Source organism: Streptomyces longisporoflavus, from assembly GCF_014649775.1.
GTDB classification, from domain to species: domain Bacteria; phylum Actinomycetota; class Actinomycetes; order Streptomycetales; family Streptomycetaceae; genus Streptomyces; species Streptomyces longisporoflavus.
This window is the reverse complement of record NZ_BMTR01000017.1, coordinates 44,416-70,896: the sequence shown is the minus strand read 5'-3', so window position 1 is coordinate 70,896 and position 26,481 is coordinate 44,416. Positions and strand designations below refer to the sequence as shown.

Sequence of the window (26,481 nt, the reverse complement as noted above, 5' to 3'; positions counted from 1 at the left end):
GCCAGGGCGGGTGCAAGGAAGCATGGACGCGCGGGAGCCCCCCTGCGCCCGCCCCAGGTGCCCCCTTTTTATCCGACCTTTGGCCAACCCCTTCCAAAACTGCGACAGGGAGTCATCATGGACACTTTCAGTCACGCCGGAAGCCCTGCTAAATACAAGCCTTACAACCGCTCGTCCATCAAGCGGGCGCCCCAGTGGGAGCGAATTCCTCCGGAACTGCGCGAGGCCGTCGAAGTGGTTTCTCACGTGCTGCCGTTCCGCACCAACCAGTACGTGCTCGACGAACTGATCGACTGGGACCGGATACCGGACGACCCGATCTACCGGCTCAACTTCCCGCACGAGTCGATGCTCGAACCGGACGACTTCGCGACCCTGCGCGACCTGCTGCGCTCCGGCGACAAGCAGCGCCTCGCCAAGGAGATCCACGCGGCCCGGACCCGGATGAACCCACACCCCGCGGGCCAGCTCACGCACAACGTGCCGGAGCTGGAGGGCGAAGTGGTGCCCGGCATCCAGCACAAGTACAAGGAGACCGTCCTCTTCTTCCCCAGCCAGGGCCAGACGTGCCACGCCTACTGCACGTTCTGCTTCCGCTGGCCCCAGTTCGTCGGCGAGGAAGACCTGCACTTCGCCGCCAAGGACGCCGAGGGACTGTGCGCCTACCTGCGCAGCCACCCGGAGGTCACCGACGTGCTGATAACCGGCGGCGACCCACTGATCATGCGCACCGCCAATCTGGAGCGCTACCTGGAGCCGCTCCTCGCCCCCGACCTGGCGCACGTGCGCAACATCAGGATCGGCACCAAGGCGGTCGGCTACTGGCCCCAGCGCTTCGTCAGCGACGTCGACGCCGATGACCTGCTGCGCCTGTTCGAGCGAGTAGTCGGCGCGGGCAAGCACCTGGCACTGATGGGCCACTACAACCACCCGGCCGAACTCCGCCCCGACATCGCCCGCGAGGCCCTGCGCCGTATCAACTCCACCGGCGCCGTGGTGCGCATGCAGTCGCCCGTCCTGCGCCACATCAACGACGACCCGGCCGCCTGGCACGAGCTGTGGACCCAGGGTGTGCGCCTGGGCGCGGTTCCGTACTACATGTTCGTCGAGCGCGACACCGGCGCCCGCGCCTACTTCGAGCTGCCGCTCACCGAGGCGTACGACATCTTCCGCACCGCCTATGCGAGCGTCTCCGGCCTGGCGCGGACCGTGCGTGGCCCGTCGATGAGCGCCTTTCCCGGAAAGGTCATGATCGACGGCACGCCCACCATCCGGGGCGAGAAGGTCTTCGCCCTGCAGCTCCTGCAGGCCCGGCGCGGCCACCTGGTGCGCCAGCCGTTCTACGCGAAGTTCGACGCCAAGGCGACCTGGTTCGACCAGCTGGTGCCCGCCTTCGGCGAGCGCAGGTTCCCCTTCGAAGAGGACACCCCCGCCGTCCCGGCCCAGAGCCGGCGGCTCGACCTGGTGGGAGCGTGAGCGCCGTGGCCTCCGACACCCCCCTGTACGAGGTGCTCGCGCTGCGTTTCGGCACCCACGCCCAGCGCCCCGCACGGGAGAACTTCCTCACCGACGAGGGCCAGTTCGCCCCGGGCTCGCAGATGCCCAACGACTACTACCTGTGGGTGGTCCGCAACGACCGGCACTTCCTGCTCGTCGACACCGGCTTCCCCGAAGAGATGGCGCGGCGGCGCGGACGCACCTTGTTCCGCGACCCGGTGGAGGCCCTGGGCGACCTCGGCACGAGCGCCGACGACGTCACGGACGTGGTCATCACACACATGCATTACGACCACGCCGGGAACCTCGACCGTTTCCCGCATGCCCGCATCCACCTCCAGGAGGAGGAACTGCGATTCTGCACCGGCCCCTCGATGCGCCACCGCGTGGTGCGCAGGCCGTTCGAGCCGGTGAACGTACACACGGCCGTCCAGGGCCTCTTCGAGGACCAGTTGGTGCTGCACCGCGGTGAGGCGGAGATCCTCCCCGGCGTCACCGTGCACCCCGTGCCGGGGCACACCCCGGGCACCCAGGTGGTGCGGGTGCCCACCGCGCGCGGCTGGGTCGTGCTCGCCAGCGACGCCGCCCACCTGTGGGCCAACATCCGCCTGCGCAGCCCGTTCCCCATCCTGGAGAGCCTCACGCCGATGCTGGACGGATACGACACGATCGAGGCCCTGGCCGACGGCGACGACCATGTCATCCCCGGTCACGATCCTCAGGTGGCGCTGCGCTTCCCGGCGCTTGCCGGAGCGCCCGACTGGACGTGCCTGCACGAGCCCGCCGCCGATGGCCTCATGGCCGCCACCACGGCCGGCGGAGCCGTGCGATGAGCCCGCTGCGCGCGGCCGTGGTCGGGGTCGGGCCGCGCGGCCTGAGCATCCTCCAGAAGATCGCGGATCTCGCCGGCGAACTGCCGGCCGGCCGGCAGCTGGAAGTTCACCTGATCGACCCGGGCGACGGCGGCCAGGGCGCACACCCCGCGCGCCAGCCCGGGCACCTGCTCACCAACACCGTCGCCAGTCAGGTGTCGATGTTCGCCGAGGGCACCGGGCCGTCGTTCACCGAATGGGCGGCCTCTGCCGGATACCGCGCCTTCGACGCCGCCTACCACCCCACCGGCGACGACAGCGGCGAGCCGGTCGGCGAACACGCCTACTTGCCACGGCGGATGCTCGGGTCCTACCTCAGCTGGGTCTTCGACCGCACACTCGGTTCGCTGCCCGACACGGTCCGCGTCGTTCAGCACCGCGACCGCGCCGTGGACGTCGCGCCCACCGCGGATGACCGCTACGCCGTCCGGCTGGCCCGCGGCTTCACCGTCACCGTCGACTACCTGTTCCTGACCACCGGCCACTGCGAGCGCGTCCCCACCGAAGAGGACCACGCCTACGGCGACTTCTCCCGCAGCCACGCGGAGCGCAACCCGCACCTCGCGTACTTCTCCACGCCCTACCCCGTCGACCTGCTGCAGCGCATCGCGCCCGGCTCCACTGTCGCGGTGCAGGGGTTCGGCCTGACGGCCCACGACGTGATCTCCGAACTGACCGCAGGACGCGGCGGGACGTTCCGGGGCAGCGGCCCCGCCACCGAGTACCGCCCCTCCGGACGCGAGCCGCACATTCTGCTGTTCTCCCGGCAGTGCCTGCCCTTCAGCGCGCGCGGCATCAACCAGAAGGGCATCACCGGCGGTCACCGGGCCCGCTTCTTCACCCCGGAAGCGGTGCGCGCCCTGCGCGCCACCCGGCCGGACGGCAAGCTCGACTTCGTCGAGGACGTGCTGCCCCTGCTGGTACGGGAGATGAGCTACGCGTACCGCGCGGCGCGGCTCGGACGGCCGGTTCCGTCCGAGCGGTACGAGCCGACGGCGGAGGAGCGGCGGATCGTCCAGGAGATCCTCGACCCGCTGTACGGCAAGAACTTCGCCGATCAGGACGCCTTCCGGCGCTTCTTCACCGAGCACGTCGCCGACGATCTGACCCACGCCGAACTCGGCAACCTGACCAGCCCGGTCAAGGCTGCCACGGACGTCATCCGTGACACCCGTGCCGCCCTGCGCGAGGCGGTCGAGTTCGGCGGCCTGACGCCCGCCTCGCACCGGATCTTCAACGCGGTGTACGTGCCGGTGATGAACCGCGTCTCCTTCGGGCCGCCCCGCCATCGCAACCACCAGCTGCTCGCCCTGATGCGGGCGGGCGTGGTCGACCTGGCGGGCGGACCCGGCGGCCGGCTCGTCCTGGACCGGGAGCGGGGCCGCTACACGGTGCACACCGACTACTCCGGCGGCGCCGAGACGCGGCACGCCGACGCACTGGTCGTCGCCCGGCTCGACGCGTTCCACCCCGAGCGCGACCGCTCGCAGCTGACCGCAAGGCTCCTGGAGCGCGGTCTCGTACGCCCCTACCGCAACGGCGACTTCGCGCCCGGCGGCCTGGACATCACCGAGACGGGACGCCCCGTCACGGCTGAGGGCACGCCACTGCGCGGCGCCTGGGCCCTGGGCTACCTGGTCGAGGGCCCGAGGTTCTACACGCACGCGCTGCCCCGGCACAAACTCCCCTCGCAGTTCACCCGGGACGCCGACGCCGCCGTGCGGGACATGGTCGCGGACACACACCGCCGCCGCACGACGACGCACTCCCATTCCTACGAAGCTGCCCGGGAGGCAGAGCATGCCGGTACAGACCGGACGTCAGTTTCCATACCTTGAGTTCCGCAAGCGCCACGTCCAGCAGACCCCGGAACCGGTGATCTGGCCCTGGAAGAGCCTGGCCAAGGAGCTGGAAGCAGCTGATCACTCGGAGTACGGCACGCTGACGCTGGCCGGCCCCGACGGCGGGCACGAGATCGTGCCGGGCACGTCGATGACGTTCCAGTCGGTGCGCCCCGGCGAGCACACTACCCCGCACGCGCACTCCTGGTGGCACCTGTACTTCGTGCGGTCCGGGTCGGGCGTCCTCGTCCTGGACGAGACGGGGGAAACCATCGAGCTGGACGGCGACGACGTGCTGTTGATCCCCGCCTGGTGGACGCACCACTTCGAGAACCGCGGCACCGAGGGCGACCTGCTCCTGCTGAACATGTCGAACCTGCCCCAACTGGCCTCGCTCCACAACAAGTTCTCCCGAGAGGGAGAGGCCTTGTCCTCGGGCGGGGCGCCGAGCAAGTAGATACGAGAAAGGAAGTCGAGAATGTTCAAGCGTATCGATCACATCGGAGTGGTGGTCGACGACCTGGCCGAGGCCAGGGCGTTCCTGGAAAGCCTGGGAATGGTCCTGGAACGGGCCCAAGAGGTCCCCGAGCGGCAGGTGAAGATCGCGTTCTACCACTGCGGCGACGGCCGCATCGAGCTCATCGAGCCCACCACGCCCGAGGCACGCGAGCGCCGTCTGGGCGAGGGCAAGCAGGCGACGATCGAGCACATCGGCGTCGAGGTCGACGACGTGCCGTCGATCATGCGGGCGGTGCAGGGGCTCGGCGTCGAGCTGACCACAAGCGAGCCGGTACCCGTCGGCCCGAACCTCAACGCCTGGACGCAGCCCGGCACTTCGAAGGGCATCCAGTTCCAGCTGGTGCAGCGGGACGCGGTGTAGTGGCGGCATTCGCATGGCCGCGGGTGTCAGGGAGGACCAAGGGGCACGCGGCGACGGTACACATGGGGCGGTCAGGCGAGGGATGGATTCCGTGAAGACCACTGCGGCGCAACAGACCACGGGGTCAGAGACGTCCGGACGCCCCGCGCCCCGGGCGGGGTGGGTACTCGCCTCTCTGCTCGGCGGCATGTTCCTCGGCAACGTAGACATAGCCGTCGTCAATGTCGCCATCCCCTCGATACACGACCGCCTGCACGCCTCGGGCGGCGAACTGGAACTGATCGTCTCCGGATACACCCTCGCGTACGCGATGCTCCTGATCACCGGCGCGCGGCTCGGTGAGATCCGCGGGCGGCGCCGGATCTATCTCACCGGCCTGGCAGTCTTCACCCTGTCCTCCCTCGGCTGCGGACTCGCACCGAACGGCGCCACGCTGGTAGTGGCGCGCGTAGTGCAGGGCGTGGGCGCGGCACTGATGGTCTCCCAGGTCCTGACCAGCATCCAGGTCAACTTCGCGGGAGAAGCCCGGCGCCGCGCGCTCGGCGCCTACACCGGTGTCCTCGGTGTCAGCTCGGTGGTCGGCCAGGCGTTGGGAGGCGTCCTGGTCTCGGCGGACATCCTGGGAAGCGGCTGGCGCCCGATCTTCCTCATCAATATCCCGCTCGGGATCGTCCTGCTGATCACCTCGTACGCCTTCCTGCCCGCCGACGAGGGTCTCGGCCGCAAGAAGCTCGACCTGATGGGCGTGGGCCTGCTTTCCCTGGCTCTGTTCCTGCTGGTCACCCCGCTGGTGCTGGGACAGGACGCGGGCTGGCCGCTGTGGACCTGGCTGTGTCTGGCCGCCTCGCTGCCCGTCTTCGCGCTGTTCGCGAAGGTCGAGCGGGACACCGCGCGGCGGGGTGGCGACCCGCTGGTGAACGTGTCGCTGCTCTCCCGGGCCCCGGTGTCGCTCGCCCTGGTTTCCCAGGCGGCCACCCGCGCCGGCTACTTCGCCCTGCTCTTCGTCCTCGCGCTCTACCTCCAGCAGGGCCTGGGCAAGAGCGCGGTGTACGCGGGGCTCGTGCCCATCGCCTGGGTGGCGACGTTCGCAGCGGTCGGTCCTCTCCTGGGCCGCACGGGCGCGCGCAGCCGCCGCTTGGCAGCCCCGGTGGGTGGCCTCCTGATGGCCGTGTCCTTCGCGGGCATCGCGGCCGGCCTGCAGACCACTGCTTGGTTGGTGCTGCTGCTCGGTATCGGCGGTATCGGCTACGGCGCGGCGTTCAGCGGAACGCTGGCGCACCTCACGGAGTCGGTCGAGCCGGAGTACGCGCCAGACGTCAGTGGCCTGTTCAACACCACGCTTCAGGTCGGCGGAACGATGGGCGTCGCGGTCTTCGGCACCGTCTACCTCGCTCTGGCGGAGCACACAGGCACAGCGCACGGGGCGTTCGGCACGACGAACGCGGTGCTCGCGGTCGTGTCGGTCGCGGCCTCCGGGCTGGTCTTCCTGGCCGGGAGGACCGGGGGAGACGGGAAGGCGTAGAGCTCTGGCCGCTGGCACGAACAACAAACCATCGACGAACGAACCACTGGACTGAGGAGTACACACCATGGATGTCATCCGCCACCCCGGAGACGCGACCAAGGGTCCCGAGGACCGCTTCCACGGGGATGTCTGGCTGTGGCCGCGCATCGGCGCCACCGCCAACGCCGAAGTGCGCAACGTACTGTTCACCCCCGGCGCGCGCAGCGCCTGGCACCGCCACCCGGCGGGCCAGGTCCTGCATGTCACAGAGGGAGTCGGACTCCTGGGTTTCCGCAGCGGCGAGGTGCAGGAGATCCGGGCCGGCGACACAGTCGTCTGCCACCCCGGCGAAGAGCACTGGCACGGGGCGGGTCCGGGGACCTTCATGACACACATCGCGGTCACTGACGGCCCGACGGAGTGGAAGGAACACGTGACGCAGACGGAGTACCAGGCCTGAGTCCGAGGGGAGGATCGCGTCTGCGACACAGGGGCCCGGACCCGGCGTCCGGGCCCCTTCGCATCCCGACAAACGGTAATTGACGAGGAATAGCGAGACTATCGCAGGCTTTCGAGGGAGCCACCCGGGTGGGGATGCGGGTTCAACAGTCTGCATATGCTGCTCGGCATGAGCATCGAGCTACACCACCTGCGCGGGTTCCTGGCACTGGCGGAAGACAAGCACTTCACGCGTGCCGCGAAGCGGATGGATGTCTCTCAGCCAACTCTCAGTCGCAACATACGACGCCTGGAAGAGCTGATCGGGAGACGGCTGCTCGAACGCACAACACGGCAGGTGGCGCTCACCTCGGCCGGTGAGGCCCTCTACAGTCAACTCAGCTTCCTCATACCGAGGCTGGAGGCGGCGCTGCGACCCGAACCGGAGGACGAGACGTTCCGCGTGGGCTTCGCCTGGGGGTTCCCGTCCGGCTGGCCGCAGGAGACAATCGCCCGCTTCGAGGCGGAGACCGGACTGACGGTACGTGTGCAACGGCACGACGCGAAACTCGCGGGGGTGGATCGCGGGGACGCGGACGTGGCGGTGTTGCGAGGGCGCGTACGGGCGCCGGGCATGCAGGCAGTGACGCTGCTGCACGAACGCAGGATCGTCGCGGTGTCGACCCGTTCGGAGCTGGCCGAGCGGGAGGAGATGAGCTGGCAGGAGATCGCGGACCACCAACTCGTGCTGAACGAGGTGAGCGGTACGACGAATCTGGACGAGTGGCCCATCGACCGGCGACCGGACGTGGCAGTCGTGTGCCGCAACTTCGACGAATGGCTGGAGGCGGTGGCGGCGAACAAAGGGCTCGGGGTCGTGCCGGAGTTCGTGGGCCGCCAGCACTTCCACGCGTTCGTCTCCTTTCTGACGATTCCAGACGCTCCGAGCGTGCCACTGAACCTGATATATCCGCAGCACGGCGGGCATCCGCAGCTGGGGAGGTTCGTGAGGATGGCACGGGAGACTGTAGGGGCGTATGGACCAGCATCCGCCGCGACCATCACGAGTGCATGACAGTGGAGCAGGACGAGAAGTAACGAGGCGAGGGGTCGCGTTGTTCGCCCCCTTGTCCGGATACTCGGCCCTGCCGGGGATCTGTCAGGTGAACGGCACTTGGACGGCCGGATCCCCGTCCCTCTCGAAGGGGTGTCGCCAAAGGCCCTCCGCGGCCAGGCGGGGCAGTACGCCCTCGCCGAACCAGTACGCCTCCTCCAGGTGCGGATAGCCGGAGAAGATGAACTCGTCGATGCCCAGAGCGGCGTACTCCTTGATCCGGTCCGCGACCTCCGCGTGGCTGCCGACCAGTGCCGTGCCGGCGCCGCCGCGGACCAGGCCGATTCCTGCCCAGAGGTTGGGGTGGATCTCCAGGCTGCGCCGGTCGCCGCCGCCGTGCAGCGCGAGCATCCGCTGCTGTCCCTCGGATTCGCTGCGGGCGAGCCCCGCTTGTACCGACGCCACCGTCTCCTGGTCGAAACCTGCGAGCAGCCGGTCGGCCTCGGCCCACGCCTGCTCGGATGTGTCCCGGGTGATGACGTGAAGCCGGATGCCGAACCGCACCGTACGCCGCTCTCTCGCGGCCAGTTCCCGGATCAAGGTGATCTTCTCGGCGACCTGTGCCGGGGGCTCGCCCCAGGTGAGGTACACGTCGACATGCCGGGCGGCTGTCTCGCCCGCGATCGGCGAGGAGCCGCCGAAGTAGACCTCGGGGACCGGGTCCGGCGTCCGCGCCAGCTTCGCGCCCTCCACACCGAGGTGTTCGCCCCGCAGGTCGACCGTCTTGCCCTCCCACAGAGCCCGGACGATCTCCAGGAACTCTCCGGTGCGGCGGTAGCGGGCGTCCTTGTCCAGGAAGTCGCCGTAGGCGCGCTGCTCGTGACTCTCGCCGCCGGTGACCACGTTGAGCAGGAGCCGGCCCCCGGTCTGCCGCTGGAAGGTGGAGGCCATCTGCGCGGCGAGTGTGGGGGAGACGAAGCCCGGGCGGAAAGCGACCAGGAACTTCAGCCGCTCCGTGTGCTGGGCCACCATCGCGGTGGTCAGCCACGCGTCCTCGCACCAGGCGCCGGTGGGTGTCAGCGCGCCCACGAAGCCCAGCTCCTCCGCGGCGCGGGCGATCTGGCTCAGGTAGGCCACCGTCGGCGGCCGGTCCCGTCCGCTGGCGGTGGCCGGCGTGCCGTGACCGCCGCCCACGACATGGCGGCTGTCGCCGTTGGTGGGCAAGAACCAGTGGAAGGTGAGGGGCACGTGGTGTCTCCGTTCAGGAGTCAGGCGTCAGGAGTCAGAGGATGTGGATCTGGTGCCTGACAGGTCCGGGGCGGTCTGTCAGAGCAGGCCGTGGCGGGGCGGCCGGGTGTTGTTGAGTACGTACCGGCCGATGTGCTGGATCTTCCAGCGGACCGGGTCGTGGAGCGTATGGGTGCGCGCGTCTCGCCAGTAGCGGTGCAGGTTGAGGGAGTTGAGGGCCGAGCGGGTCCCGGACACCTCGAAGAGGGCGTCGGCCACCTCTACGGCGGTCTGCGCGGCCAGTACCTTGGCGGCGGCCACCGCGATGGACGCCTCGGCCGCAGACTCGTCGGTGAGGTCGGCTCGGGATGCGTCCACGGCTCGCCCGGCATCCCCCAGCAGTGCCTTCGCCGCCCTCACCCGTATGGCGAGTTCACCGAAGCGCTGGATCAGCAGTGGGTCCTCGGCGGCCGTCTCGACGCCGCTCTCGAACCAGGGGCGGCTCTTGGTCCGTACGAACTGGGCCGCCTCCGCCAGGGCGCCGGAGGCAATGCCGGTGTCGATCGCCGCGTGCAGCAACTGGGCCACGGCGCCCTGCAGTTGCGGCCCCTGGAAGGTGAGGTGATGCGGCAGGACGCGGTCGGCCGGCACCCGTACGGCCTCCAGACGGACGGTGCCGCTGGCGGTCGTGCGCTGGCCCAGGCCGTCCCAGTCGTCGACGACGCTGAGGCCCGGCGCGTCACGGGGCACGAAGGCCACCTGCAGGGCGTCGTCGTCCGTACGGGCCAGTACGGGGATCCAGTGGGCGAAGAGCGCGCCGGTGGAGTAGTGCTTGACCCCGGTCAGGTCGTAGGAGCCGTCCGGTCGCAGTTGCAGACGGGTGCGGATGTCCTGGACGTGTTTGGTTCCCGCCTCCGACTGCGCGTTGCCGAATCGGGCCCCCGAGAGCAGCTCGGCGTAGAAGAACTTCTGCTGCTCGTCGGTTCCTTGGCGGCGGATCACGTTGATGTAGGCGAAGTGGCTCTGCGGGATCTGGGCGAGGCTGGCGTCGGCAGCGGCCAGCAGACGGAAGACCTCGGCGAGCGTCTCGGCGGAGACGTCCGCCCCGCCGTGTTCGGCGGGGACGGTGACGGCGAGCAGGCCGGACGCGGAGAGCCGGTCCAGCTCCGCACGCGGCAGACGGCGTTCGACGTCCCGTGCGGAGGCGTCCGTACGGAACTCCTCGGCCAGCGACGCGGCGACGGCGAGGGCCTCCGTGTCGTCGGCGATGACATGGGCAGCCTGGCCGGGCATCGCTCAGCCCGCCGCGGCCAGCAGCGGCGTACGGCCGAGCGCCGACACGAACTGGTCGAGGACCTGGGTCAGCGCCTCGCCCGCGGCCGGTGCGACGGTCAGGGTGCCGTCCTCGTGGGCGGTCAAGTCCTTGTCGAGGGTGAACCAGCCCTGGACGATGTGGCCGGCGCCCATGGAACTGAGCACCGGGCGCAGGGCGTAGTCGATGGCCAGTACGTGGGCCGTGGTGCCGCCGGTGGCCAGGGGGAGCACGGTCTTGCCGGCGAGTGCGTACTGCGGGAGCAGGTCGAGGAGGGCCTTGAGGACGCCGGAGTAGGCCGCCTTGTAGACGGGGGTGCCGATGACGATTCCGTCGGCGCGGGCGAACAGCTCGGTGGCCTCGATGATCGCGGGGTGGCGGAAGTCGGCGCCCAGGAGCGCTTCGGCGGGGATGGTGCGGACGTCGAGCGGGATCACCTCGTGGCCCCGGGCGGCGAGGCGCGTATCCAGATGGCGCAGCAGTTTTCCGGTGCGGGAGGTGGCGGAGGGGCTGCCGGAGACGGACAGGACGGTGGCCATGGGTGCCCTTTCGGATGGTGGGGCGCCTCCCGCGGTGGGGGAGGCGCCCCCGGGAGCGGTCAGGGGTACCAGGTCGGTCAGGAGTACCAGGTCGGTTCGGGCAGCTCACCGCTCAGGACCCAGCGTCCGACTTCGCGGCGCTTGTACGAGACCGGGTCGTGCAGGGTGTGGGTGCGCACATTGCGCCAGAACCGGTCAAGCCCCTCGGAGTTGGCGGTCGAGCGGGCCCCGGTGACCTCGAAGATGCGGCTGGACACTTCCAGGGCGACATCGGTGGCGCGTGCCTTGACCGCGGCCACCCGCACCTCGAATTCGCCACGGGACTGCTCGGTGACCGCGTCGGGCTCCTCGTGCAGTCGCTGCCCTTCGGCGGCGACCGCGTCGGCCAGTGCCTCGACCGCCCACAGCTTCGCGGTGAGGTCGCCGTAGATGTCGATGACATACGGCTCGTCGACCGCGCGCTCATGGCCGCCGTGCAGCCAGGGGCGCGTCTTCTCACGTGTGTAGGTGGCGGCTGTCTGCAGAGCGCCGCCCGCGATGCCGAGGTAGAAGCTGACGAACACCAGCTGAATGGTGGGGACGTTGAGGGTGTTGTAGACGCGCGGCTGGAACTTCTTGTCGACGTATCCGGCCGCTGAGGCCCACGGGGTGCGGACGCCGTCGAGGGTCACGCCGCCGCTCTCGGTGAGCCGCTGGCCGATGTTGTCCCAGTCGTCGTGGAAGGCCAGGCCGTCGCTGTCGGAGGGGACAATCGCGAAGACGTGCTGGTCGGTGCCTTCGAAGACGCCCTCCAGGACGGTGACGTCCGAGACCTTGCTGCCGGTGGAGAAGGTCTTCCGACCGGTGAAGACCAGGTCGTCGCCGTCCTCGGTGACGACGACGTCCGCGTCGCGCGGATTGACGGCTCCGCCGAAGAACCAGCGGTTCCTGGCCGCCTCGGCCTCCACGTGCTCCCACTGCTCGCGGGTGCCCACCAGACGGGCGGCCCAGTTCCACAGGTAGTGGTAGCCGAGGAGCTGGCCGATGGAACCGTCGGCCTTGGACACCTCGCGGACCACCCGGTAGGCAGTCGGCCACGTCTGGCCCGCGCCGCCGTGCTCGGTGGGGCCGAGCAGGGTGACCAGGCCCGAGTCCTTGAGGAGCTGGACCTCGGCGTACGGGGTGGCGCCGGCCTGGTCGCGGGCGGCGGCGTCGGTGGCCAGGACAGTGGCTACCTCGGCGGCGCGGGTGATCCAGTCCTCGGCTGACTGCGGGGTGGGGCGGGTCTGCCAGTCGACGGGCGGCGTGGTGGTGCTCATGGTGCGTGACCTCTTTCAGGGAGCGGTGCGGAAGGTGGGTTGTACGGAAGGTGCGCGGGTGATCGCGCGGGGATGTGGGCGGGTGAGATCGCGCGGAGGGTGCGCGAACTACCCTTCGGTGTCTGCGAGTTGGGACTCCAGCTCGCGCACCAGGGGCAGGACCCGTCGGCCGAAGTACTCGACTTCCTCGTGGTAGTGCAGGAAGCCGAGCAGGAGCAGGTCGACGCCGAGCTTCTTGTAGGCGACGATCCGCTCGGCGACCTGCTCCGGCGTGCCGATGAGCCCGGTGCGGAAGCCGTCGTTGTACTGCACCAGGTCCTCGAAGGAGGAGTCCTGCCACATGCCCTTGCCGTCGGCGGCGGACCGGCCGGCCTGCTTGACGGCCGCCCCGAAGCCTTCGACGGCCTCGGTGTCGGCCTTGGCGACGATCTCGCGCAGCGTCTCGCGTGCCTCGGCCTCCGTGTCACGGGCGATGAGGAAGCCGTTGAGGCCGAACTTCGGTGCGCTGCGGCCCGCTTCGGCGGCGGACTTGCGTACGTCGTCGACCTGCTCGGTGACTCCGGCGAAGTCCTTGCCGTTGGAGAAGTACCAGTCGGAGACGCGGCCCGCCATGGCGCGCGCGGCCGTGGAGTTGCCGCCCTGGAAGATCTCCGGATGAGGCCGCTCGGGGGTGTTCAGGGGCTTGGGTTTGAGGGTGAAGTCGCGCAGCCGGTAGAAGTCGCCCGCGAGTTCGGTGTGGTCCTCGGTCCAGATCTGGCGGAGCGCGCGAATGAACTCCTCGGTGCGGCGGTAGCGCTCGTCGTGCTCGAGCCAGGGCTCGCCCAGGGCGGTGAACTCGCCCTTGAACCAGCCGCTGACGACGTTGACCGCGAACCGGCCCTTGGAGAGGTGGTCCGCCGTGGCACCGAGCTTGGCGAGGACGCCGGGATGCCACAGTCCGGGATGCACGGCGGCGATGACCTTCAAACGCTCGGTGGCCAGCAGCAGGGCGAGGCTGAAACTGGTGGACTCGTGCTGGTACTCGGCTCCGTAGCTGGCCATGTAGCGGACCTGGCTGAGGGCGTAGTCGAAGCCGTTGTTCTCGGCGAGGACGGCGAGTTCCCGGTTGTATTCGTAGCCCCAGTCGGTGCGTTGTTCGATTTTGCTGGTGACCAGGCCGCCGCTGACATTGGGGACCCAATAGGCGAATTTCAGGGGCGCGGGCATGCAGAACTCCTGTCGCGGAATGCTGGGAATTTCGGGCACGCCGAATTCGGCAGGCTTGTGGGGAAGCCGGATTCAGGCAGTGCGAGGACAGCACGGCACGCCGGTCGGTGTGACGGGTGCGGGTGCTGGGGGAGGGAGAGAGAGGGGGCGGCGGATCAGCGATTCAGGCCGCGAGCCGGCGGTTCAGGCCGTGAGCCAGCAGCCATTCAGGCGGCGGGTTGGCGATTCAGGCCGCAAGCCGGCGATCAAGGCCGCAAGCACGACAGGAGGCACTGGAGACGCGCGCGAGGTCGACGTGGAGTCGCCGCGTGAGGTCCAGTTGCCTGTTCATGGATTCGATGCTGGCAGGGCGTCCTGAGAACCGTCAAGGGAAACCCGACCGGTTTCGCATCGTGGACCATTGAATTTCACGAGCCTGTGACAGGGGAACCCTTGCACGGCCCGGATTGGCATCCGCATTCTGCTGGGATGCGGACCGAACAACTGGAATACATTGCCGCGGTGACCCGGCTCGGCTCTCTGCGCCGGGCGGCGGAGGAACTGCGCGTGTCGCAGCCCGCGTTGAGCGAGACCGTCAGGAACCTGGAGCGGGAGCTGGGAGTCGACCTCCTGGAGCGCAAGCGCTCCGGATCGACGATGAGCGCACAGGGCCGGGAGCTGCTGCCGCACATCGCGCGCGTGCTGGAGGCGCTTGACCGGCTCCGGGCCGCAGCCGGCGAGCAACACCGGATCAGCCGCATGGTGCGGGTCGGCACGGTGAACGCGGCGACGGTTCCCCTTCTCGTACCCGTGGTCCGGGAGTTCCGCGCGACGCATCCGGTCACCCAGGTCGAGGTGGTCGGGACGCAGCAGACGGAGATTCAACGGGGCCTGACCGAAGGCGGCTTCGACCTGGGCCTCGTCAACCATCTCGCCGGCGACGACGTGCCCGCGGGCCTGGAGTCGTCCCAGCTCCTGCGCGGCAGACCGGTGGTGTGCGTGCACCCCGACAGCCCGCTCGCCGCCCGACGGGCGATCACGGTAGAGGAACTGATCAGCGAACCTCTGGTGGCGATGCGCTCGGGTTATGTCATGCACCGGTTCGTGCACCGGCTCCTGGCAGGCCGGGACCCGGTGTTCTCGTACTCCACCGACGGTGCCGAGATGGGCAAGCTGATGGTGGCCGAGGGGCTCGGTGCGACGGTCCTGCCGGACTTCAGTGTGATCGGCGATCCGCTGGAACGGCTCGGCAGGATCACCTACCGGCCGATTGCGGACGACTCGACATGCGTCCTTCTCATGCTGCAGCGCCGGAGAGGCGACGCGGTGGCGCAGGCGGCACAGGACCTGCACCAGGGGTTCGTGCGCAGGGCCAGAAAACTGAACGCGATCTCGCGCGCAGTTTCCCCGACGGCATGACGGGCGAGGGGACGCCGCCCCTGGGGGGACTCGCGGACCCACTGTCAGTGCCGGCTGGCACGATCAGGGTATGACCAGCCGCACCAGCAGCACTTCCGTTCCGCTCCCGGCCAACCACCGCGTCTCCGAGACCTACGCCGACTGGGCGCGCACCCGGGATCCGGGCGCCGAGGCCACCGCGCGGGCCGTGCTCGGCGAGGCCGGGCGGAAGCGGGCGCGGGCCCGGGAGAAGCCCGGGCGGTTCGTGGACGACATGGAGCGGCTGGCCCGGGGGCTGCCGGCGGCTCATCTGCCCTGGTTCTGGGACACCGTCGGCCACTGGTTGTTGGAGACGCACCGCCGCTCGGCGGCCCGCGCCTACGGCCAGGCGCGCGTCGCCGAACGCGAGCACCAGCTGCACGTCGACCCCGACTGGCGGCGGGTGAACGTGCTGCTGTTCGCCCGGTTCGGCGCCCTGCCCGCCACCGAACTCAGCGGCCACCGCGGCTGGCTGGCCGGAATCCTCGAACCGGGCGACGCACACCGCGAGTTCGTCCGCCTGCTGACTGTCTGGTCGGCGTCGCCCGGTGACCTTCCCGCCGACCTGGCCCGCCGGGTCCGCGACTCGGCCCGCGCCGCCGACCTCGGCATCGACGAGGAAGCCAGGGTGCTGGGCGGGCTGCTGGCCGCGGCTCGGGGTAAGGCCGTACCCGACCGGCTGCTCGACGCCGCCGCCGGACCGCTCGCCGCGCACCCGCCGACGGACGAGCAGGCCACCGGGCTGCTCGACCTGTTCCCCGAGTCGAAGAACGACGCGGCTGCCTGGCTGCGGCTGCTCGTCCGCTGCGGCGTCGCCGACGCCGCAGCGGCCGGCCGGATCGCGCCCGAGGGCGGCCTCGGCGACTGGCTGCGCCGCTACTCCGCCCGCTACTCGCACCGCCCTGTCGCCGGTGGCGGGGTGACCCGCCAGCCCATGCCACCCGAACTCCTGGACCTGGTAAGCCGGTTCGCGCCGTTGCTGCGGGCGGTCGGCGCCCCGGTCCGGCTGCACGAGGACCGCTACCGGTGGCAGCACCTGGACGCGGACCTGCTCGACCAATGTCTCGCCGAGGGCCTGACCGTGGAGGACCCCGGCGCCGCCATCCCCTTGGAATTCTGGGGCGAACGTTCGCGACGGGACCTCAAGGCGCTCGCCGCCGACCCGGTGTTCGGGCCCCGCCTGGAGGGCACCGTGCACGCCGGGCCCCGTACCAGCTCCGGTGGCTCCACCGGGCCCCGCACAGGCACCGCCATCAGCCGACTCCCGCACAACCCGGGCGTCGCCGCCGAGGTGCACACCCGGATCGAGAAGCTGCTCGACGCCCTGCGCGGCGGCGGCCTCGCCGCAGCCGACGAAGCCGTCGACGAACTGCGCGACCTTCTCGACCGGCCCACCGCCACCGCCCTGGACGGCATCGAGGAAGCCCTCGACGCCCTCGACCTCACCGGCCCGCTGGCTCGCAGCCTGCGCGCCGGACTGCCCGAGGAGCTGGGCTGGCCCGCACTGGAGCAGGCCCTTGCCGAGTTCCGGCCGGACGAAACCCTGCACGTCACCTGCACCTGGCCGGTGCTCACCGTGTACGGGGGAGCGCGCGCCATCGCGGTCGATCACGCAGGCCGGCGCGGCGATCACACCTTGGAGCTGCCCGACGCGTCCCGCTCCCACACCGTGCACTGGGTAGGCGGCCAGTTCCTCGTGGCGTGGGCCGAAGCCGAGGACGACCGGCGGCCCCGTAACGCCTACTGGTCCGACCGGCCCGGCGAGATCTTCGAACCGGAGGAGACGTTCGGACTCGCCCCCTACGGCGGCAGCATCCAGGGCGGCCTCGGCTATCACTTCGAAACCCCCGACGCCGGCGGGCGCTTCGACGGCGAACGCGTCCTGCGCGCCGGTGGCCACGAGGGCATCGGCCACCGCGACTACCAGATGTACGACGGCCAGGCCCTCTGGAGCTCCGAGGTCTTCGGCGAACGCAGGAACGGCTGGGGCCGCTTCGACCCGGACACGGGCGCCCCCACCGACGACCGCACCCTGCCCGCGTTCCACCGCCCCGTCGGCACACCGCCCGGAACCGAACCCTTCGTCGATCACCGGATCCTCGCCGCGCTGCCGCCGGGCGCCCCGCCCTCCCCGCTGGGCCAGGACGGGCGGCTCACCGGCTGCCGGGTCAACTACCGCACGCCGTACGACGGGCCCTCGCCCCGCGAATTCGTACTGGAAAGCATCGACGGCCGCACCGCCTCCTACCGCAGCCGCAACTGGGGCCGGCGCCCCTGGGGCATCCTCGCCCTGCCGCTCGGCGGGGAGGACGCCGTCGTGGCCGGCGAGATCACCGTCCGCGGCCATGCCGCCGAGGACAACTCCCTGCTCTGGCAGGTCCGGGGCTTCCCCGGCAGCCGTCACCGCTCCCCGGTACGCGCCACCCTCGGCGAGCAGGCCGGGCCGATGCCGCCGCCCGCCTACTGGCACTTCCTCACCCCTCGCGACGAGGCATCCTCCAAAGCCCTTCGGGGCGTTACCGACGCCGACCTGAGCCTGCTTCTGCAGCATGGCAACGACGGCACATGGAGCGGCAACGACGCGCCCGGCGCCCTCCCCGGTGTGACCGACCCGCGCATCCGGGCCGGCGTCGAGCGCGCCGCCCGGCTCGCCGCCGACGTACTGCGCCGCCGCCGGGAACTGTCCCACCGGGTCGGCGTCATGCGATCCGGGCCGGTCGTCGACCTGCCCGACCCGGCACCCGACACCCGCCTGGCCCCCGCCCTGCGCGACCTGCTGCCCCAACTGCGGGCCTACGAGGCACATGCGCCGCAGCCGCAGCCCGCGCTCCTCACCGCGGTCGCCGCCGACGGCCGGTATCTGCGCGGCGAGATCGAGGACGAGGTCCGGGTGCTCGCCCTGCCCGCCACCCCGCCCGAGTGGGCGGTGCTGACCGGCCGGATAGACGCGGTGGCCTGGCGCGCTGCCACCGCTGCCACCCCCGATCAGGAGCGACAGGCACTCACCGCCCTGCTCGACGTATGGAGCCGACAGCCGTTCGCGGAGGCCGGCGGTGCCTGGCGGACCGGCCGCGCCCCCGAGCAGCGGATCGCCGAACTCCGCGCGGGCGGCGCCCTGATCGCCTCCGCCCGGGTCCGCAGCGGCCTCGCCCCCTTCCTCCACCGCGCCTGCGAACCGGCGCCCGCCGACGCCGAGGAGTGCGAGACCCACACCATCACCGGCGACGACACCACCCGGCTGCCCCGCCTGCTGGCCTTGCTCGCCGAGCACGGACCAGTGCCGGTGCCCGAAGAGGCGGTGGACCTGTTCCGCTGGCGCACCGGAGTGCCGCGCCCGATCGCCGCCCTGGTCCTGGACGGATTCCCCGGCAGAGACGACTACGACGAGCACCGCAAGATGCTCCGCACCAAGCCGTACAAGGCGGACCAGAACACCGTCCGGGCCTACGGAGAGTTCGAGAGGAGGCTTGGCCCGGCCGGTCGGCGTACCGTGCTGGCGGCAGCCCTCCCCCCGGACCCGGCCGAACTGTGGGCACCCGGCGGTATGACCGCCGCCGCGGACCGGATGGCCGCCGCCTGGGCCGGACTCCTCGGCACCGGCCCGTATACCGACGACGGCAGCCACGCCGCCGCCCTCGCCGCAGAGCGCGGCCTCCCCGCCACCTGGGCCACAGCCCTGCTGACCGGACGCGTCCCGGAGCCCCTGGCCGACGCCGGCGGGGTGCGGGCCGCCGCGATCGCCGTCACCTGGGCGCTCACGGAACGCCCGGTCGGCGATCCGGCCACGGCAGGCGCCCGCGCCCTCATAGACCGGCTCCCGGACGCCCCGGCCGATCTCCTCGCCGCCCTGCGCCGGCTGGCGGACCGGTCCGCCGTCACCCCGGTCCCGCCGGGCCAGTACGAGACCAACCCCCTCTTCAGCGTCCCGGCCCTGGTGGAAGAGGGCGCGGCGGCCCTCGGCGTAGGCCGCGACGCGGCGGCCCTCCACCTCCAACTGCACGCACTCGACCGCCCGGCCGACCGCACCATTCGCCGCTGGAACGCCTGGACCCTGGAACACCACCGCGCCGTCCGCAAGGAGCTCAACTCCGCGAAGGCCCCCCGCCCTGCGCCGCCCGCCCCGGCGGACGACGCCGCAGCGGTCGTCATCCCGATCCCCGTTCACGAACGTTTCGCCCGGGCCCGGGCGAAACAGGAACAAGCACAGCCGAAGCCGCGTCGCGGCTGACTGGTTCCTGCGTGTACGCGCAGAAGCCGGAAGGGCGACCCACTCCTGACGATGCCGCCCCGCCACACCCCGCCCCATGCTGCCCCGGACCGCCCGCAGGTCAGGGCGTCGTCGGGGCCCGGTGGTGGTCCGCTGCCCGGGAGGCCAGGATGCGCAGGCCGTCGTAGGACGGGCTGCCGGGCTCCGCGGTCCAGATCACCAGCTGCTGGTCGGAGTCGGTGCTGGCGGTCAACGTGTCCCAGTCCAGGGTCAGTTCACCCACCAGCGGGTGTTGCAGCACCTTCGTGCCGACGCCGAGGGTGGCCACTTCGTGGCTCGCCCACCAGGTACGGAAATCCTCGTCGCGCACGGAGAGTTCTCCGACGAGCGAGGTGAGGCGCGGATCCTCGGGGTATTTCGCTGCCTCCCTGCGCAACTGCGCCACCGCGGTGCGGGCGACTTTCTCCCAATCCGGATACAGCTTTCGCAGAGCGGGGTCGGTGAACAGAAGGCGTACGTAATTGCGCTCCTTCTCCGGGACCGTTCCGAAATCGGTCACCAGGGCCGCGCCGAGTGCGTTCCAGGCCAGGATGTCCATGCGGCGCCCGAGCACGATCGCGGGGGTCGCGGTGAGGTCGAGAAGGCGCCGCAACTGCGGCTGGACCTTCTGGCGGACCTTGCCCCGGGAGCGGGTCGGCATCCGGCCGGCCAGCTCGAAGAGGTACTCGCGCTGGTCGTCGGCCAGGTGCAGCACCCGCACCAGCGTCTGCAGCACCGGCGCGGACGGCTGCATCCGGCCCTGTTCGAGACGGGTGTAGTAGTCCGTGCTGATGGACGCCAGCTGGGCGACCTCCTCCCGGCGCAGCCCGGCCACGCGGCGGGGCGCGCCGCTGTCGGGCAGCCCCACCGTGCGGGGGCTGAGTTCGGCCCGCCGGGCCTTGAGGAACTCGCCGAGTTCTTTGAGATGCGCGCTGCTGGTCATGCGCCCCAGTTTCGCACCGGCCGGGCCGGTCCCGGGTGGGAGGAATTCCTCCCGGGGTGAATCCGTCCCGGGACGGAATTCTCCTCTTTGCGGAACTTCGGGCACGTGTGAACGTGAATAAGTGCCATGCGGAAGGCCGCCCCGCCTCCGCACATGAATTTTGGAGTACCCATGGAAAAGCTGAAGCCGCAGTCGACCGTCAAGGCCCCGGCCGACTGGTTCACCGGTGACGTCTGGTTCGACGTGATCTACGCGGGCCAGGAACCCTCCCGTATGCGCATGAACATGGTGCGCTTCGCGCCCGGTGCCCGCACCGACTGGCACCACCACGCGGTCGGCCAGACGCTGCACGTCGTCGCGGGCGTCGCCCTCATCGGCACCCGCGACGGCACGATCCTGGAGGCGCGCCCCGGCGAGACGGTGGCCTGCCCGCCCGGCGAGGAGCACTGGCACGGAGCCACCCCCGACCGCTTCATGCAGCACCTCGCGCTGTGGGAGGGCACCGGCGACGGCTCGCCGGAGACGACCTGGCTGGAGAAGGTCGACGACGCCACGTACGACGGTCCGCGCACCCGCGGCTGACACCCGGCGGCCCCACCGCCGCCACGGCCCGTCCGTCCGGGCCACGGGCGCGCACCCACGCAGGCAAGGAGAGACAGACACATGGCCGCGACGATGACCGCCCTGTTCGGTGGCACAGGACCCGCCTGGGAAGCCCGTGAGATCCCCGTTCCCGCGCCGGGCCCGGGCCAGGTGCTGATCCGTAACCGGGCAGTGGCGCTGAACAACGCCGACGCCGCCATGCTGTCCGCCGCCGACCCGGCGGCGGGCGGCACCGGTGCGCAGTACTCGGCCGGTTATGAGTTCGCCGGTGAGATCGCGAGTGCCGGCGAGGGCGTGACAACGGTCGCCGCCGGTGCGCCGGTCATGGGCACGAGTCCGGCGAGTTTCGCCGCGTACGTGCTCGCCGACCACCGGCATGTCCTGCCCGTGCCCGACGGGCTCGGATGGGAAGAGGCGTGCGCGCTGCCCACCGGTCTGCTGACCGAGCACGGGGCGCTGACGGCAGCCGGCTTCACGCCCGGCCGGTCGGTTCTGATCACCGGTGCGACGTCCGGCATCGGCCTGATCGGCGTGCGGATCGCCCGGGAGCTGAAGGCCGGCCAGGTCATCGCCACCACTCGGAGCGCCGCCAAGGCGGAGCCGCTGCGGAGGGCCGGAGCCGACACGGTCGTGGTCACCGGCGAGCAGGACCTCACACAAGCCGTCCTCGACGCGACCGACGGGCAGGGCGCGGAGATCGTCCTTGATCACGTCGGCGGGGCGATGTTCGCCGCCTGCCTGCCCGCCACCCGCGCCGACGGAGCCGTGGTCAGCGTCGGCCGCCTGGACACAGCAGCCGCCACCATCGACCTGGATGCCCTGGCCTATCGGCGGCTGCGGCTCCGCGGGGTGTCCTTCGGGTTCACCCGAGCGGCCGAACTCGGCGCGGTCATCGCCGCCGCAGGCGAGCAACTGCTGCCCGGGGTCGCCCGCGGCCGCATCCGGCCCCGCGTCGACAGCACCTACTCCTTCGCGAACGCGGCCGAGGCTGCCGGGCGGCTCCGCTCCCACCAGGCCCACGGAAAGATCGTCCTGACGCTGCCCTGAGCAGTACAGGCACCCCCCGATTGTCTTCACCGAAAGCGAGATGTCCCCATGCGGGCAGCCTTCATGTACGAAGCCGGCGACGTGCGCGTCCAGGACGCGCCGGACCCGGTCATCGAGCAGCCCACCGACGCGGTCGTCCGCGTCGTACGCTCCTGCGTCTGCGGCAGCGACCTGCACCCCTATCACAGCCTGACGGCCGCGGATGGCCCCGTGCCGATGGGGCACGAATTCCTCGGCGTGGTCGAGGAGACCGGCTCCGAGGTGTCCGGCCTCAGCCGCGGCGACCTGGTCGTCTCCCCGTTCGCGTACGCCTGCAACACCTGCGAGTACTGCCGGGCCGGCCTGCACACCTCCTGCCCGAAGGGCGGCTTCTACGCCGCCGGGATCGGCGGCGCCCAGGCCGGGGCGGTCCGTGTTCCGCAGGCCGGGGGCACCCTGGTCAAGCTGCCCGGCGACGTCGACGAGGCGCTGCTGCCCTCGCTGCTCACCCTGGCCGACGTGTACGGCACCGGCTACCACGCCGCCAAGCAGGCGCAGGTGCGCCCCGGCGACTCCGTCACCGTCATCGGCGACGGCGCGGTCGGCCTGCTCGCCGTCCTGTCAGCGCGGCAACTGGGCGCCGAGCGCATCATCCTGATGGGCCGTCACAAATCCCGTACCGACCTCGGTGTCGAGTTCGGCGCGACCGACGTGATCCCCGAGCGCGGCGAGGAAGGCATCGCGAAGGTCCGCGAGCTGACCGGCGGCCACGGCACCCGGGCCGTCCTCGAAGCCGTCGGCCACATGCCCGCCTACGACATGGCCGTGGGCGCCGTCCGCCCCGGCGGTGTCATCAGCCGGGTCGGCGTTCCCCAGTACGAGAGCGCCCCGGTCGGCTTCATGAGCCTGTTCGGCCCGAACGTCACCCTGACCGGCGGCCCGGCGCCGGTGCGCGCCTACATCGACGAGCTGCTGCCCGCCGTGCTCGACGGCACCGTGGACCCGGGCCGCGTCTTCGACCGCACGGTCTCCCTGGAGGAAACGCCCGAGGGCTACCGGGCGATGGACCAGCGGGAGGCCCTCAAGGTCCTGATCACTCCCTGACCTCGCGCGCCCGGGCCACGCTCGCCACGGTGCCAAGGGTCGACCACGATGCCGGTCCGCTCTGCGGACCCGGCTCGCAGCGGACCCGGCTCCACGGCGGAGCCGGGTCCGTGTCACGCCGTCAGCGCTGGAGAGTCAGCAGACCCGGACGGTAGGGCAGGAGCCCGTAGTCACCGCTGGAGTCGGGGCTGCGCCCCTGGTAGAGGAATTGCAGGTTGCAGGGGTCGACGGTCATGGTCTGATCGGGGCTGGTGCGGATCAGCTCGCCGTGGCTGATGTCATTGGTCCAGGTGGCGCCGCTGTTGGCCTTACCGGCGAAGGGGTTGTTCTCGGTCGCGGCCTGAGGGGTCCACGAGCCGTTGAGGTTGGTGGCCGTGAACGAACGGAAGTAGCGGCCCTGCGAGCCGATCGCCTCGACGATCATGAGGTAGCGGTTCTGGCCCTGGAGCTTGTAGACCTGCGGGGCTTCGAACAGGTTGTTCGTCGTATCGCTCATGACCACGGTCGAGCTGCTGCCGAAGCTGCCAGGGAAGTTCCCGATCGGCATACTGGCACGGTAGATCTTGCCGTTGTCACCGGCGAAGAACAGGTACATGTTCGACCCGTCGGCGATGAGCGTCTGGTCGATGGGGCCCGTCCCGGAGCCGGCGATGCTGCCGGAGAAGAGTTCCTGCTCCGACGACCAGCCATTGGGGTTGGTGGGGTCGCTCGACGTCCGGTAGGAGAAGGAGGTCCGGCCCCACTGGTAGGCGAGCACCCAGATCTTCTTCGGCGCGAAGTAGAAGAGCGTGGGCGCGACGGTGGAGGACGACATCGTGTTCTGGCCGGCCGAGGCCATCTCCGACCAATTGGTGAACAGGCCGAAGTTCATCGAACCCCAACTCGTTCCCTTGTCGTGCGTCGTGGCGTAGACGAGCTGTTTGCCGTCGTAGGGGACGACGGTGAAGTCCTTGAGCGAGGCCCAACCCGCCTTGGGCTGTGCCAGCGCGCCCGTCGATGACCAGCGGTACGCCGTCGGTAGATCGCACGGGCCGGGGTTGTCGCCGCCGACCTTGACGAGCTTCCACTGCTGGTTGGCGCCGCCCCAGTCGTCGTACTGGACGATGTTCGCGTTGTCGGCGGTGGAGGCACCCTGTACTTCGAGGGCCTTGCCGCTGTGGCGCGAAATGAACCTCACATAGCCGTCCGAGCTGTCGGCCAGCCGCCACTGCTGATTGGTGGCGTTCAGGTCGGCCCACTGGACGATCGAACCGCCGTTGCCGGTGGACCAGTTGTGGACGTCGAGGACCTTGCCCGAATGGCGGGACTTGATGCGGTAGTGGCCGCCGCCGGCATCGACGAACTGCCACTGCTGCTGGTTCTGGTCGTTCCTCGTCCACTGGGTGATGCGGGCGCCGTCATTGGTCGCCAGGTTGTGGACGTCGAGGGCCTTGCCGCTGTTGCGGTTGACCAGCACATACGACGCGTCGGGGTCTACGGTCGCCGCGCCGGCGGGCTGGGCGCCGAGGAAGGTGGCCACGAGCAACAAGGGCGCGAGGGCGGCGAGTAAGCGTCTGAGGCGGACCGGGGGTGAGTGGTGAAACCACATCATGGGGCCCTTCGTCGGGGGCGGGGGGAGAAGTGACCCCGATGAACCGCGGAGCGGCCGTACCGGGGCAGGGGTAATCCCGAAAACTTTTCGGAGATTCCCGGTTTCTTTGACGCCACAAGCTAGGAAGGTGGGCTCCTCCGGTCAAGGCCTGTCACCGACTTGTACGTAAACAGCGCCTGTCCCAGCCATTGTCCGGTTCACCGGGGTTCCGAAAAGTTTCGGATGAGGAACGGAAACTTCTGCTGCGGGGAGTATTGACGATCCACCGTCAACGCACCAATCTCCTGTCTGGGAACCCGGCCACAGTTCGATATTTCGAACCCATCGGTCCCTGGTGAGGTGTGCGGCTGTGCGGCGAATCCACGCACGGCTGTACGCACGATGCGGGCGCCGAGGCGCTTCGGTCCTTCCGTGATTTCTACTCTGGAGGCACAGTCATGGGCTCGTACGCCCTTCCCAGATCCGTCATCCGCCAAAGGCTCCGCGGTCTGCTGTTAGCGCTGGTCGTCGGCGTACTCGGCTCGGCCGCCGCCCTCGTCTCGCCGCCGACCGCACACGCCGCCGGGAGTGCGGCCGAGAGCACGCTCGGTGCCGCCGCGGCGCAGAGCGGCCGCTACTTCGGCACCGCCATCGCCTCGGGCAGGCTGGGCGACTCGACGTACACGTCGATCGCGAACCGTGAGTTCAACTCGGTGACGGCCGAGAACGAGATGAAGATCGACGCCACCGAACCGCAGCGGGGCCAGTTCAACTTCGCCGCCGCAGACCGCGTCTACAACTGGGCGGTGCAGAACGGCAAGCAGGTACGCGGCCACACCCTTGCCTGGCACTCCCAGCAGCCCGGCTGGATGCAGAACCTCAGCGGCAGCACCCTGCGCCAGGCGATGAACGACCACATCAAGGGCGTGATGGCCCACTACAAGGGCAAGATCGCCCAGTGGGACGTCGTGAACGAGGCCTTCGCCGACGGCAGTTCGGGCGCCCGCCGCGACTCCAACCTCCAGCGCACCGGCAACGACTGGATCGAGGACGCGTTCCGCACCGCGCGCGCCGCCGACCCGGCAGCCAAGCTCTGCTACAACGACTACAACGTCGAGAACTGGACCTGGGCCAAGACCCAGGCCATGTACAACATGGTCAAGGACTTCAAGCAGCGCGGTGTGCCGATCGACTGTGTCGGCTTCCAGTCGCACTTCAACAGCGGCAGCCCCTACAACAGCAACTTCCGCACCACCCTGCAGAACTTCGCCGCGCTCGGCGTCGACGTGGCCGTCACCGAACTCGACATCCAGGGTGCCTCGTCCACTACCTACGCCAACGTGACCAACGACTGCCTGGCCGTCCCGCGCTGCCTCGGCATCACCGTCTGGGGCGTGCGCGACACCGACTCCTGGCGACCGGAACACACACCGCTGCTGTTCAACGGCGACGGCAGCAAGAAGCCCGCGTACACCGCCGTCCTCAACGCACTCAACGGCGGTTCCACCACGCCGCCCACGGACGGCGCACAGATCAAGGGTGTCGGCTCGGGCCGCTGCCTGGACGTGCCGAACGCCGGCACCACCGACGGCACCCAAGTCCAATTGTGGGACTGCTCCGGGAGCACCAACCAGCAGTGGACGGCCACCGCCTCCGGTGAGCTCAAGGTCTACGGCAACAAATGTCTGGACGCCGCCGGCACCGGCAATGGAGCCAAAGTCCAGATCTACGGATGCTCGGGCGCCGACAACCAGAAATGGCGCCTCAACTCCGACGGTTCCATCGTCGGAGTCCAGTCCGGCCGCTGTCTCGACGCCGTCGGGACCGGCACCGCCAACGGAACCCTGATCCAGCTCTACTCCTGCTCGAACGGCAGCAACCAGCGCTGGACCCGCACCTGAGGAG

The 26,481-nt window shown here is 70.3% G+C and carries 22 protein-coding genes; 14 read left to right on the top strand and 8 right to left on the bottom strand.

Annotation, left to right across the window (positions count from 1 at the left end; all coding sequences use genetic code 11):
• Window positions 1–117: 117 nt before the first annotated feature.
• The 8 genes from IE226_RS30240 (at window position 118) to IE226_RS30205 (ending at window position 8,107) form a co-directional block, all read left to right on the top strand.
• Window positions 118–1,476 (top strand): KamA family radical SAM protein, encoded by a 1,359-nt coding sequence (locus IE226_RS30240; protein ID WP_190084594.1) that lies wholly within the window; start codon window positions 118–120, stop codon window positions 1,474–1,476.
• Between the two features lie 5 nt (window positions 1,477–1,481).
• Complete coding sequence (locus tag IE226_RS30235; protein ID WP_190084593.1) at window positions 1,482–2,330, top strand: N-acyl homoserine lactonase family protein; 849 nt, start codon at window positions 1,482–1,484, stop codon at window positions 2,328–2,330.
• On the top strand, window positions 2,327–4,207 hold the full coding sequence (locus IE226_RS30230) for an FAD/NAD(P)-binding protein (protein ID WP_190084592.1): 1,881 nt from the start codon (window positions 2,327–2,329) through the stop codon (window positions 4,205–4,207). Before IE226_RS30235 ends, IE226_RS30230 begins: the two co-directional genes overlap by 4 nt.
• Window positions 4,170–4,667 (top strand): cupin domain-containing protein, encoded by a 498-nt coding sequence (locus IE226_RS30225; RefSeq protein ID WP_190084591.1) that lies wholly within the window; start codon window positions 4,170–4,172, stop codon window positions 4,665–4,667. Before IE226_RS30230 ends, IE226_RS30225 begins: the two co-directional genes overlap by 38 nt.
• A 21-nt stretch (window positions 4,668–4,688) precedes the next feature.
• The gene (locus IE226_RS30220; protein WP_190084590.1) at window positions 4,689–5,090 is read left to right on the top strand and encodes a VOC family protein; all 402 of its coding nucleotides are present in this window, start codon (window positions 4,689–4,691) and stop codon (window positions 5,088–5,090) included.
• Between the two features lie 91 nt (window positions 5,091–5,181).
• Window positions 5,182–6,612, top strand: a complete 1,431-nt coding sequence (locus IE226_RS30215; protein ID WP_229871623.1) for an MFS transporter — start codon at window positions 5,182–5,184, stop codon at window positions 6,610–6,612.
• A gap of 67 nt (window positions 6,613–6,679) precedes the next feature.
• Window positions 6,680–7,054, top strand: a complete 375-nt coding sequence (locus IE226_RS30210) for a cupin domain-containing protein (protein ID WP_190084589.1) — start codon at window positions 6,680–6,682, stop codon at window positions 7,052–7,054.
• A gap of 156 nt (window positions 7,055–7,210) precedes the next feature.
• Window positions 7,211–8,107, top strand: a complete 897-nt coding sequence (locus IE226_RS30205) for a LysR family transcriptional regulator (RefSeq protein WP_190084588.1) — start codon at window positions 7,211–7,213, stop codon at window positions 8,105–8,107.
• 84 nt (window positions 8,108–8,191) lie between these two features.
• Here the strand turns inward: IE226_RS30205 and IE226_RS30200 are convergent, their stop codons facing one another.
• From IE226_RS30200 to IE226_RS45280, 6 genes are all read right to left on the bottom strand, one after another.
• Complete coding sequence (locus IE226_RS30200; protein ID WP_190084587.1) at window positions 8,192–9,334, bottom strand: LLM class flavin-dependent oxidoreductase; 1,143 nt, start codon at window positions 9,332–9,334, stop codon at window positions 8,192–8,194.
• A 78-nt stretch (window positions 9,335–9,412) separates the two neighbouring features.
• On the bottom strand, window positions 9,413–10,606 hold the full coding sequence (locus IE226_RS30195) for an SfnB family sulfur acquisition oxidoreductase (RefSeq protein WP_190084586.1): 1,194 nt from the start codon (window positions 10,604–10,606) through the stop codon (window positions 9,413–9,415).
• A gap of 3 nt (window positions 10,607–10,609) precedes the next feature.
• A complete protein-coding gene (gene ssuE, locus IE226_RS30190; RefSeq protein WP_190084585.1) occupies window positions 10,610–11,164 on the bottom strand; it encodes an NADPH-dependent FMN reductase in 555 nt (184 codons plus the stop codon).
• Window positions 11,165–11,241: 77 nt separating this feature from the next.
• The gene (locus IE226_RS30185; protein ID WP_190084584.1) at window positions 11,242–12,462 is read right to left on the bottom strand and encodes an acyl-CoA dehydrogenase family protein; all 1,221 of its coding nucleotides are present in this window, start codon (window positions 12,460–12,462) and stop codon (window positions 11,242–11,244) included.
• A 108-nt stretch (window positions 12,463–12,570) separates the two neighbouring features.
• Complete coding sequence (gene sfnG, locus IE226_RS30180) at window positions 12,571–13,668, bottom strand: dimethylsulfone monooxygenase SfnG (RefSeq protein WP_190084583.1); 1,098 nt, start codon at window positions 13,666–13,668, stop codon at window positions 12,571–12,573.
• A gap of 226 nt (window positions 13,669–13,894) precedes the next feature.
• Window positions 13,895–13,999: a putative leader peptide gene (locus tag IE226_RS45280; protein ID WP_373307061.1), complete on the bottom strand. Its 105-nt coding sequence runs from the start codon at window positions 13,997–13,999 to the stop codon at window positions 13,895–13,897.
• A gap of 137 nt (window positions 14,000–14,136) precedes the next feature.
• On the opposite strand from IE226_RS45280, the gene IE226_RS30175 reads away from it, so the two are divergent.
• Both IE226_RS30175 and IE226_RS30170 read left to right on the top strand, forming a co-directional pair.
• Window positions 14,137–15,066 carry a LysR family transcriptional regulator gene (locus IE226_RS30175; protein WP_190084582.1) on the top strand — a complete coding sequence of 310 codons (930 nt, stop codon included), beginning with the start codon at window positions 14,137–14,139 and terminating at the stop codon, window positions 15,064–15,066.
• A gap of 70 nt (window positions 15,067–15,136) precedes the next feature.
• On the top strand, window positions 15,137–19,312 hold the full coding sequence (locus IE226_RS30170; protein ID WP_190084581.1) for a hypothetical protein: 4,176 nt from the start codon (window positions 15,137–15,139) through the stop codon (window positions 19,310–19,312).
• A gap of 100 nt (window positions 19,313–19,412) precedes the next feature.
• Here IE226_RS30170 and IE226_RS30165 read toward each other — a convergent pair whose 3' ends face one another.
• Window positions 19,413–20,273, bottom strand: a complete 861-nt coding sequence (locus IE226_RS30165) for a helix-turn-helix domain-containing protein (protein WP_190084580.1) — start codon at window positions 20,271–20,273, stop codon at window positions 19,413–19,415.
• A 171-nt stretch (window positions 20,274–20,444) separates the two neighbouring features.
• Between IE226_RS30165 and IE226_RS30160 the strand changes: the two genes are divergently transcribed.
• The 3 genes from IE226_RS30160 (at window position 20,445) to IE226_RS30150 (ending at window position 23,006) form a co-directional block, all read left to right on the top strand.
• On the top strand, window positions 20,445–20,855 hold the full coding sequence (locus IE226_RS30160) for a (R)-mandelonitrile lyase (RefSeq protein WP_190084579.1): 411 nt from the start codon (window positions 20,445–20,447) through the stop codon (window positions 20,853–20,855).
• Between the two features lie 81 nt (window positions 20,856–20,936).
• Window positions 20,937–21,923, top strand: a complete 987-nt coding sequence (locus IE226_RS30155; protein ID WP_190084578.1) for a quinone oxidoreductase family protein — start codon at window positions 20,937–20,939, stop codon at window positions 21,921–21,923.
• Between the two features lie 48 nt (window positions 21,924–21,971).
• Window positions 21,972–23,006, top strand: a complete 1,035-nt coding sequence (locus tag IE226_RS30150) for an alcohol dehydrogenase catalytic domain-containing protein (RefSeq protein WP_190084577.1) — start codon at window positions 21,972–21,974, stop codon at window positions 23,004–23,006.
• Window positions 23,007–23,127: 121 nt separating this feature from the next.
• Here IE226_RS30150 and IE226_RS30145 read toward each other — a convergent pair whose 3' ends face one another.
• Window positions 23,128–24,594 (bottom strand): non-reducing end alpha-L-arabinofuranosidase family hydrolase, encoded by a 1,467-nt coding sequence (locus IE226_RS30145; RefSeq protein ID WP_190084686.1) that lies wholly within the window; start codon window positions 24,592–24,594, stop codon window positions 23,128–23,130.
• 440 nt (window positions 24,595–25,034) lie between these two features.
• Here IE226_RS30145 and IE226_RS30140 point away from each other — a divergent pair, with 440 nt between their 5' ends.
• Entirely contained in the window at window positions 25,035–26,477 is a 1,443-nt protein-coding gene (locus IE226_RS30140) for an endo-1,4-beta-xylanase (protein WP_190084576.1), read from the top strand.
• The last annotated feature ends 4 nt before the right edge of the window (window positions 26,478–26,481 follow it).

Excerpts from the sequence above, each read along its gene's own strand:
- IE226_RS30240 (WP_190084594.1), top strand. The coding sequence starts at position 118 with ATGGACACTTTCAGTCACGCCGGAAGCCCTGCTAAATACAAGCCTTAC.
- IE226_RS30230 (WP_190084592.1), top strand. The coding sequence starts at position 2,327 with ATGAGCCCGCTGCGCGCGGCCGTGGTCGGGGTCGGGCCGCGCGGCCTG.
- IE226_RS30225 (WP_190084591.1), top strand. The coding sequence starts at position 4,170 with ATGCCGGTACAGACCGGACGTCAGTTTCCATACCTTGAGTTCCGCAAG.
- IE226_RS30220 (WP_190084590.1), top strand. The coding sequence starts at position 4,689 with ATGTTCAAGCGTATCGATCACATCGGAGTGGTGGTCGACGACCTGGCC.
- IE226_RS30210 (WP_190084589.1), top strand. The coding sequence starts at position 6,680 with ATGGATGTCATCCGCCACCCCGGAGACGCGACCAAGGGTCCCGAGGAC.
- IE226_RS30205 (WP_190084588.1), top strand. The coding sequence starts at position 7,211 with ATGCTGCTCGGCATGAGCATCGAGCTACACCACCTGCGCGGGTTCCTG.
- IE226_RS30195 (WP_190084586.1), bottom strand. The coding sequence starts at position 10,606 with ATGCCCGGCCAGGCTGCCCATGTCATCGCCGACGACACGGAGGCCCTC.
- ssuE (WP_190084585.1), bottom strand. The coding sequence starts at position 11,164 with ATGGCCACCGTCCTGTCCGTCTCCGGCAGCCCCTCCGCCACCTCCCGC.
- IE226_RS30185 (WP_190084584.1), bottom strand. The coding sequence starts at position 12,462 with ATGAGCACCACCACGCCGCCCGTCGACTGGCAGACCCGCCCCACCCCG.
- sfnG (WP_190084583.1), bottom strand. The coding sequence starts at position 13,668 with ATGCCCGCGCCCCTGAAATTCGCCTATTGGGTCCCCAATGTCAGCGGC.
- IE226_RS45280 (WP_373307061.1), bottom strand. The coding sequence starts at position 13,999 with ATGAACAGGCAACTGGACCTCACGCGGCGACTCCACGTCGACCTCGCG.
- IE226_RS30175 (WP_190084582.1), top strand. The coding sequence starts at position 14,137 with ATGCGGACCGAACAACTGGAATACATTGCCGCGGTGACCCGGCTCGGC.
- IE226_RS30170 (WP_190084581.1), top strand. The coding sequence starts at position 15,137 with ATGACCAGCCGCACCAGCAGCACTTCCGTTCCGCTCCCGGCCAACCAC.
- IE226_RS30165 (WP_190084580.1), bottom strand. The coding sequence starts at position 20,273 with ATGACCAGCAGCGCGCATCTCAAAGAACTCGGCGAGTTCCTCAAGGCC.
- IE226_RS30160 (WP_190084579.1), top strand. The coding sequence starts at position 20,445 with ATGGAAAAGCTGAAGCCGCAGTCGACCGTCAAGGCCCCGGCCGACTGG.
- IE226_RS30155 (WP_190084578.1), top strand. The coding sequence starts at position 20,937 with ATGGCCGCGACGATGACCGCCCTGTTCGGTGGCACAGGACCCGCCTGG.
- IE226_RS30150 (WP_190084577.1), top strand. The coding sequence starts at position 21,972 with ATGCGGGCAGCCTTCATGTACGAAGCCGGCGACGTGCGCGTCCAGGAC.
- IE226_RS30145 (WP_190084686.1), bottom strand. The coding sequence starts at position 24,594 with ATGTGGTTTCACCACTCACCCCCGGTCCGCCTCAGACGCTTACTCGCC.
- IE226_RS30140 (WP_190084576.1), top strand. The coding sequence starts at position 25,035 with ATGGGCTCGTACGCCCTTCCCAGATCCGTCATCCGCCAAAGGCTCCGC.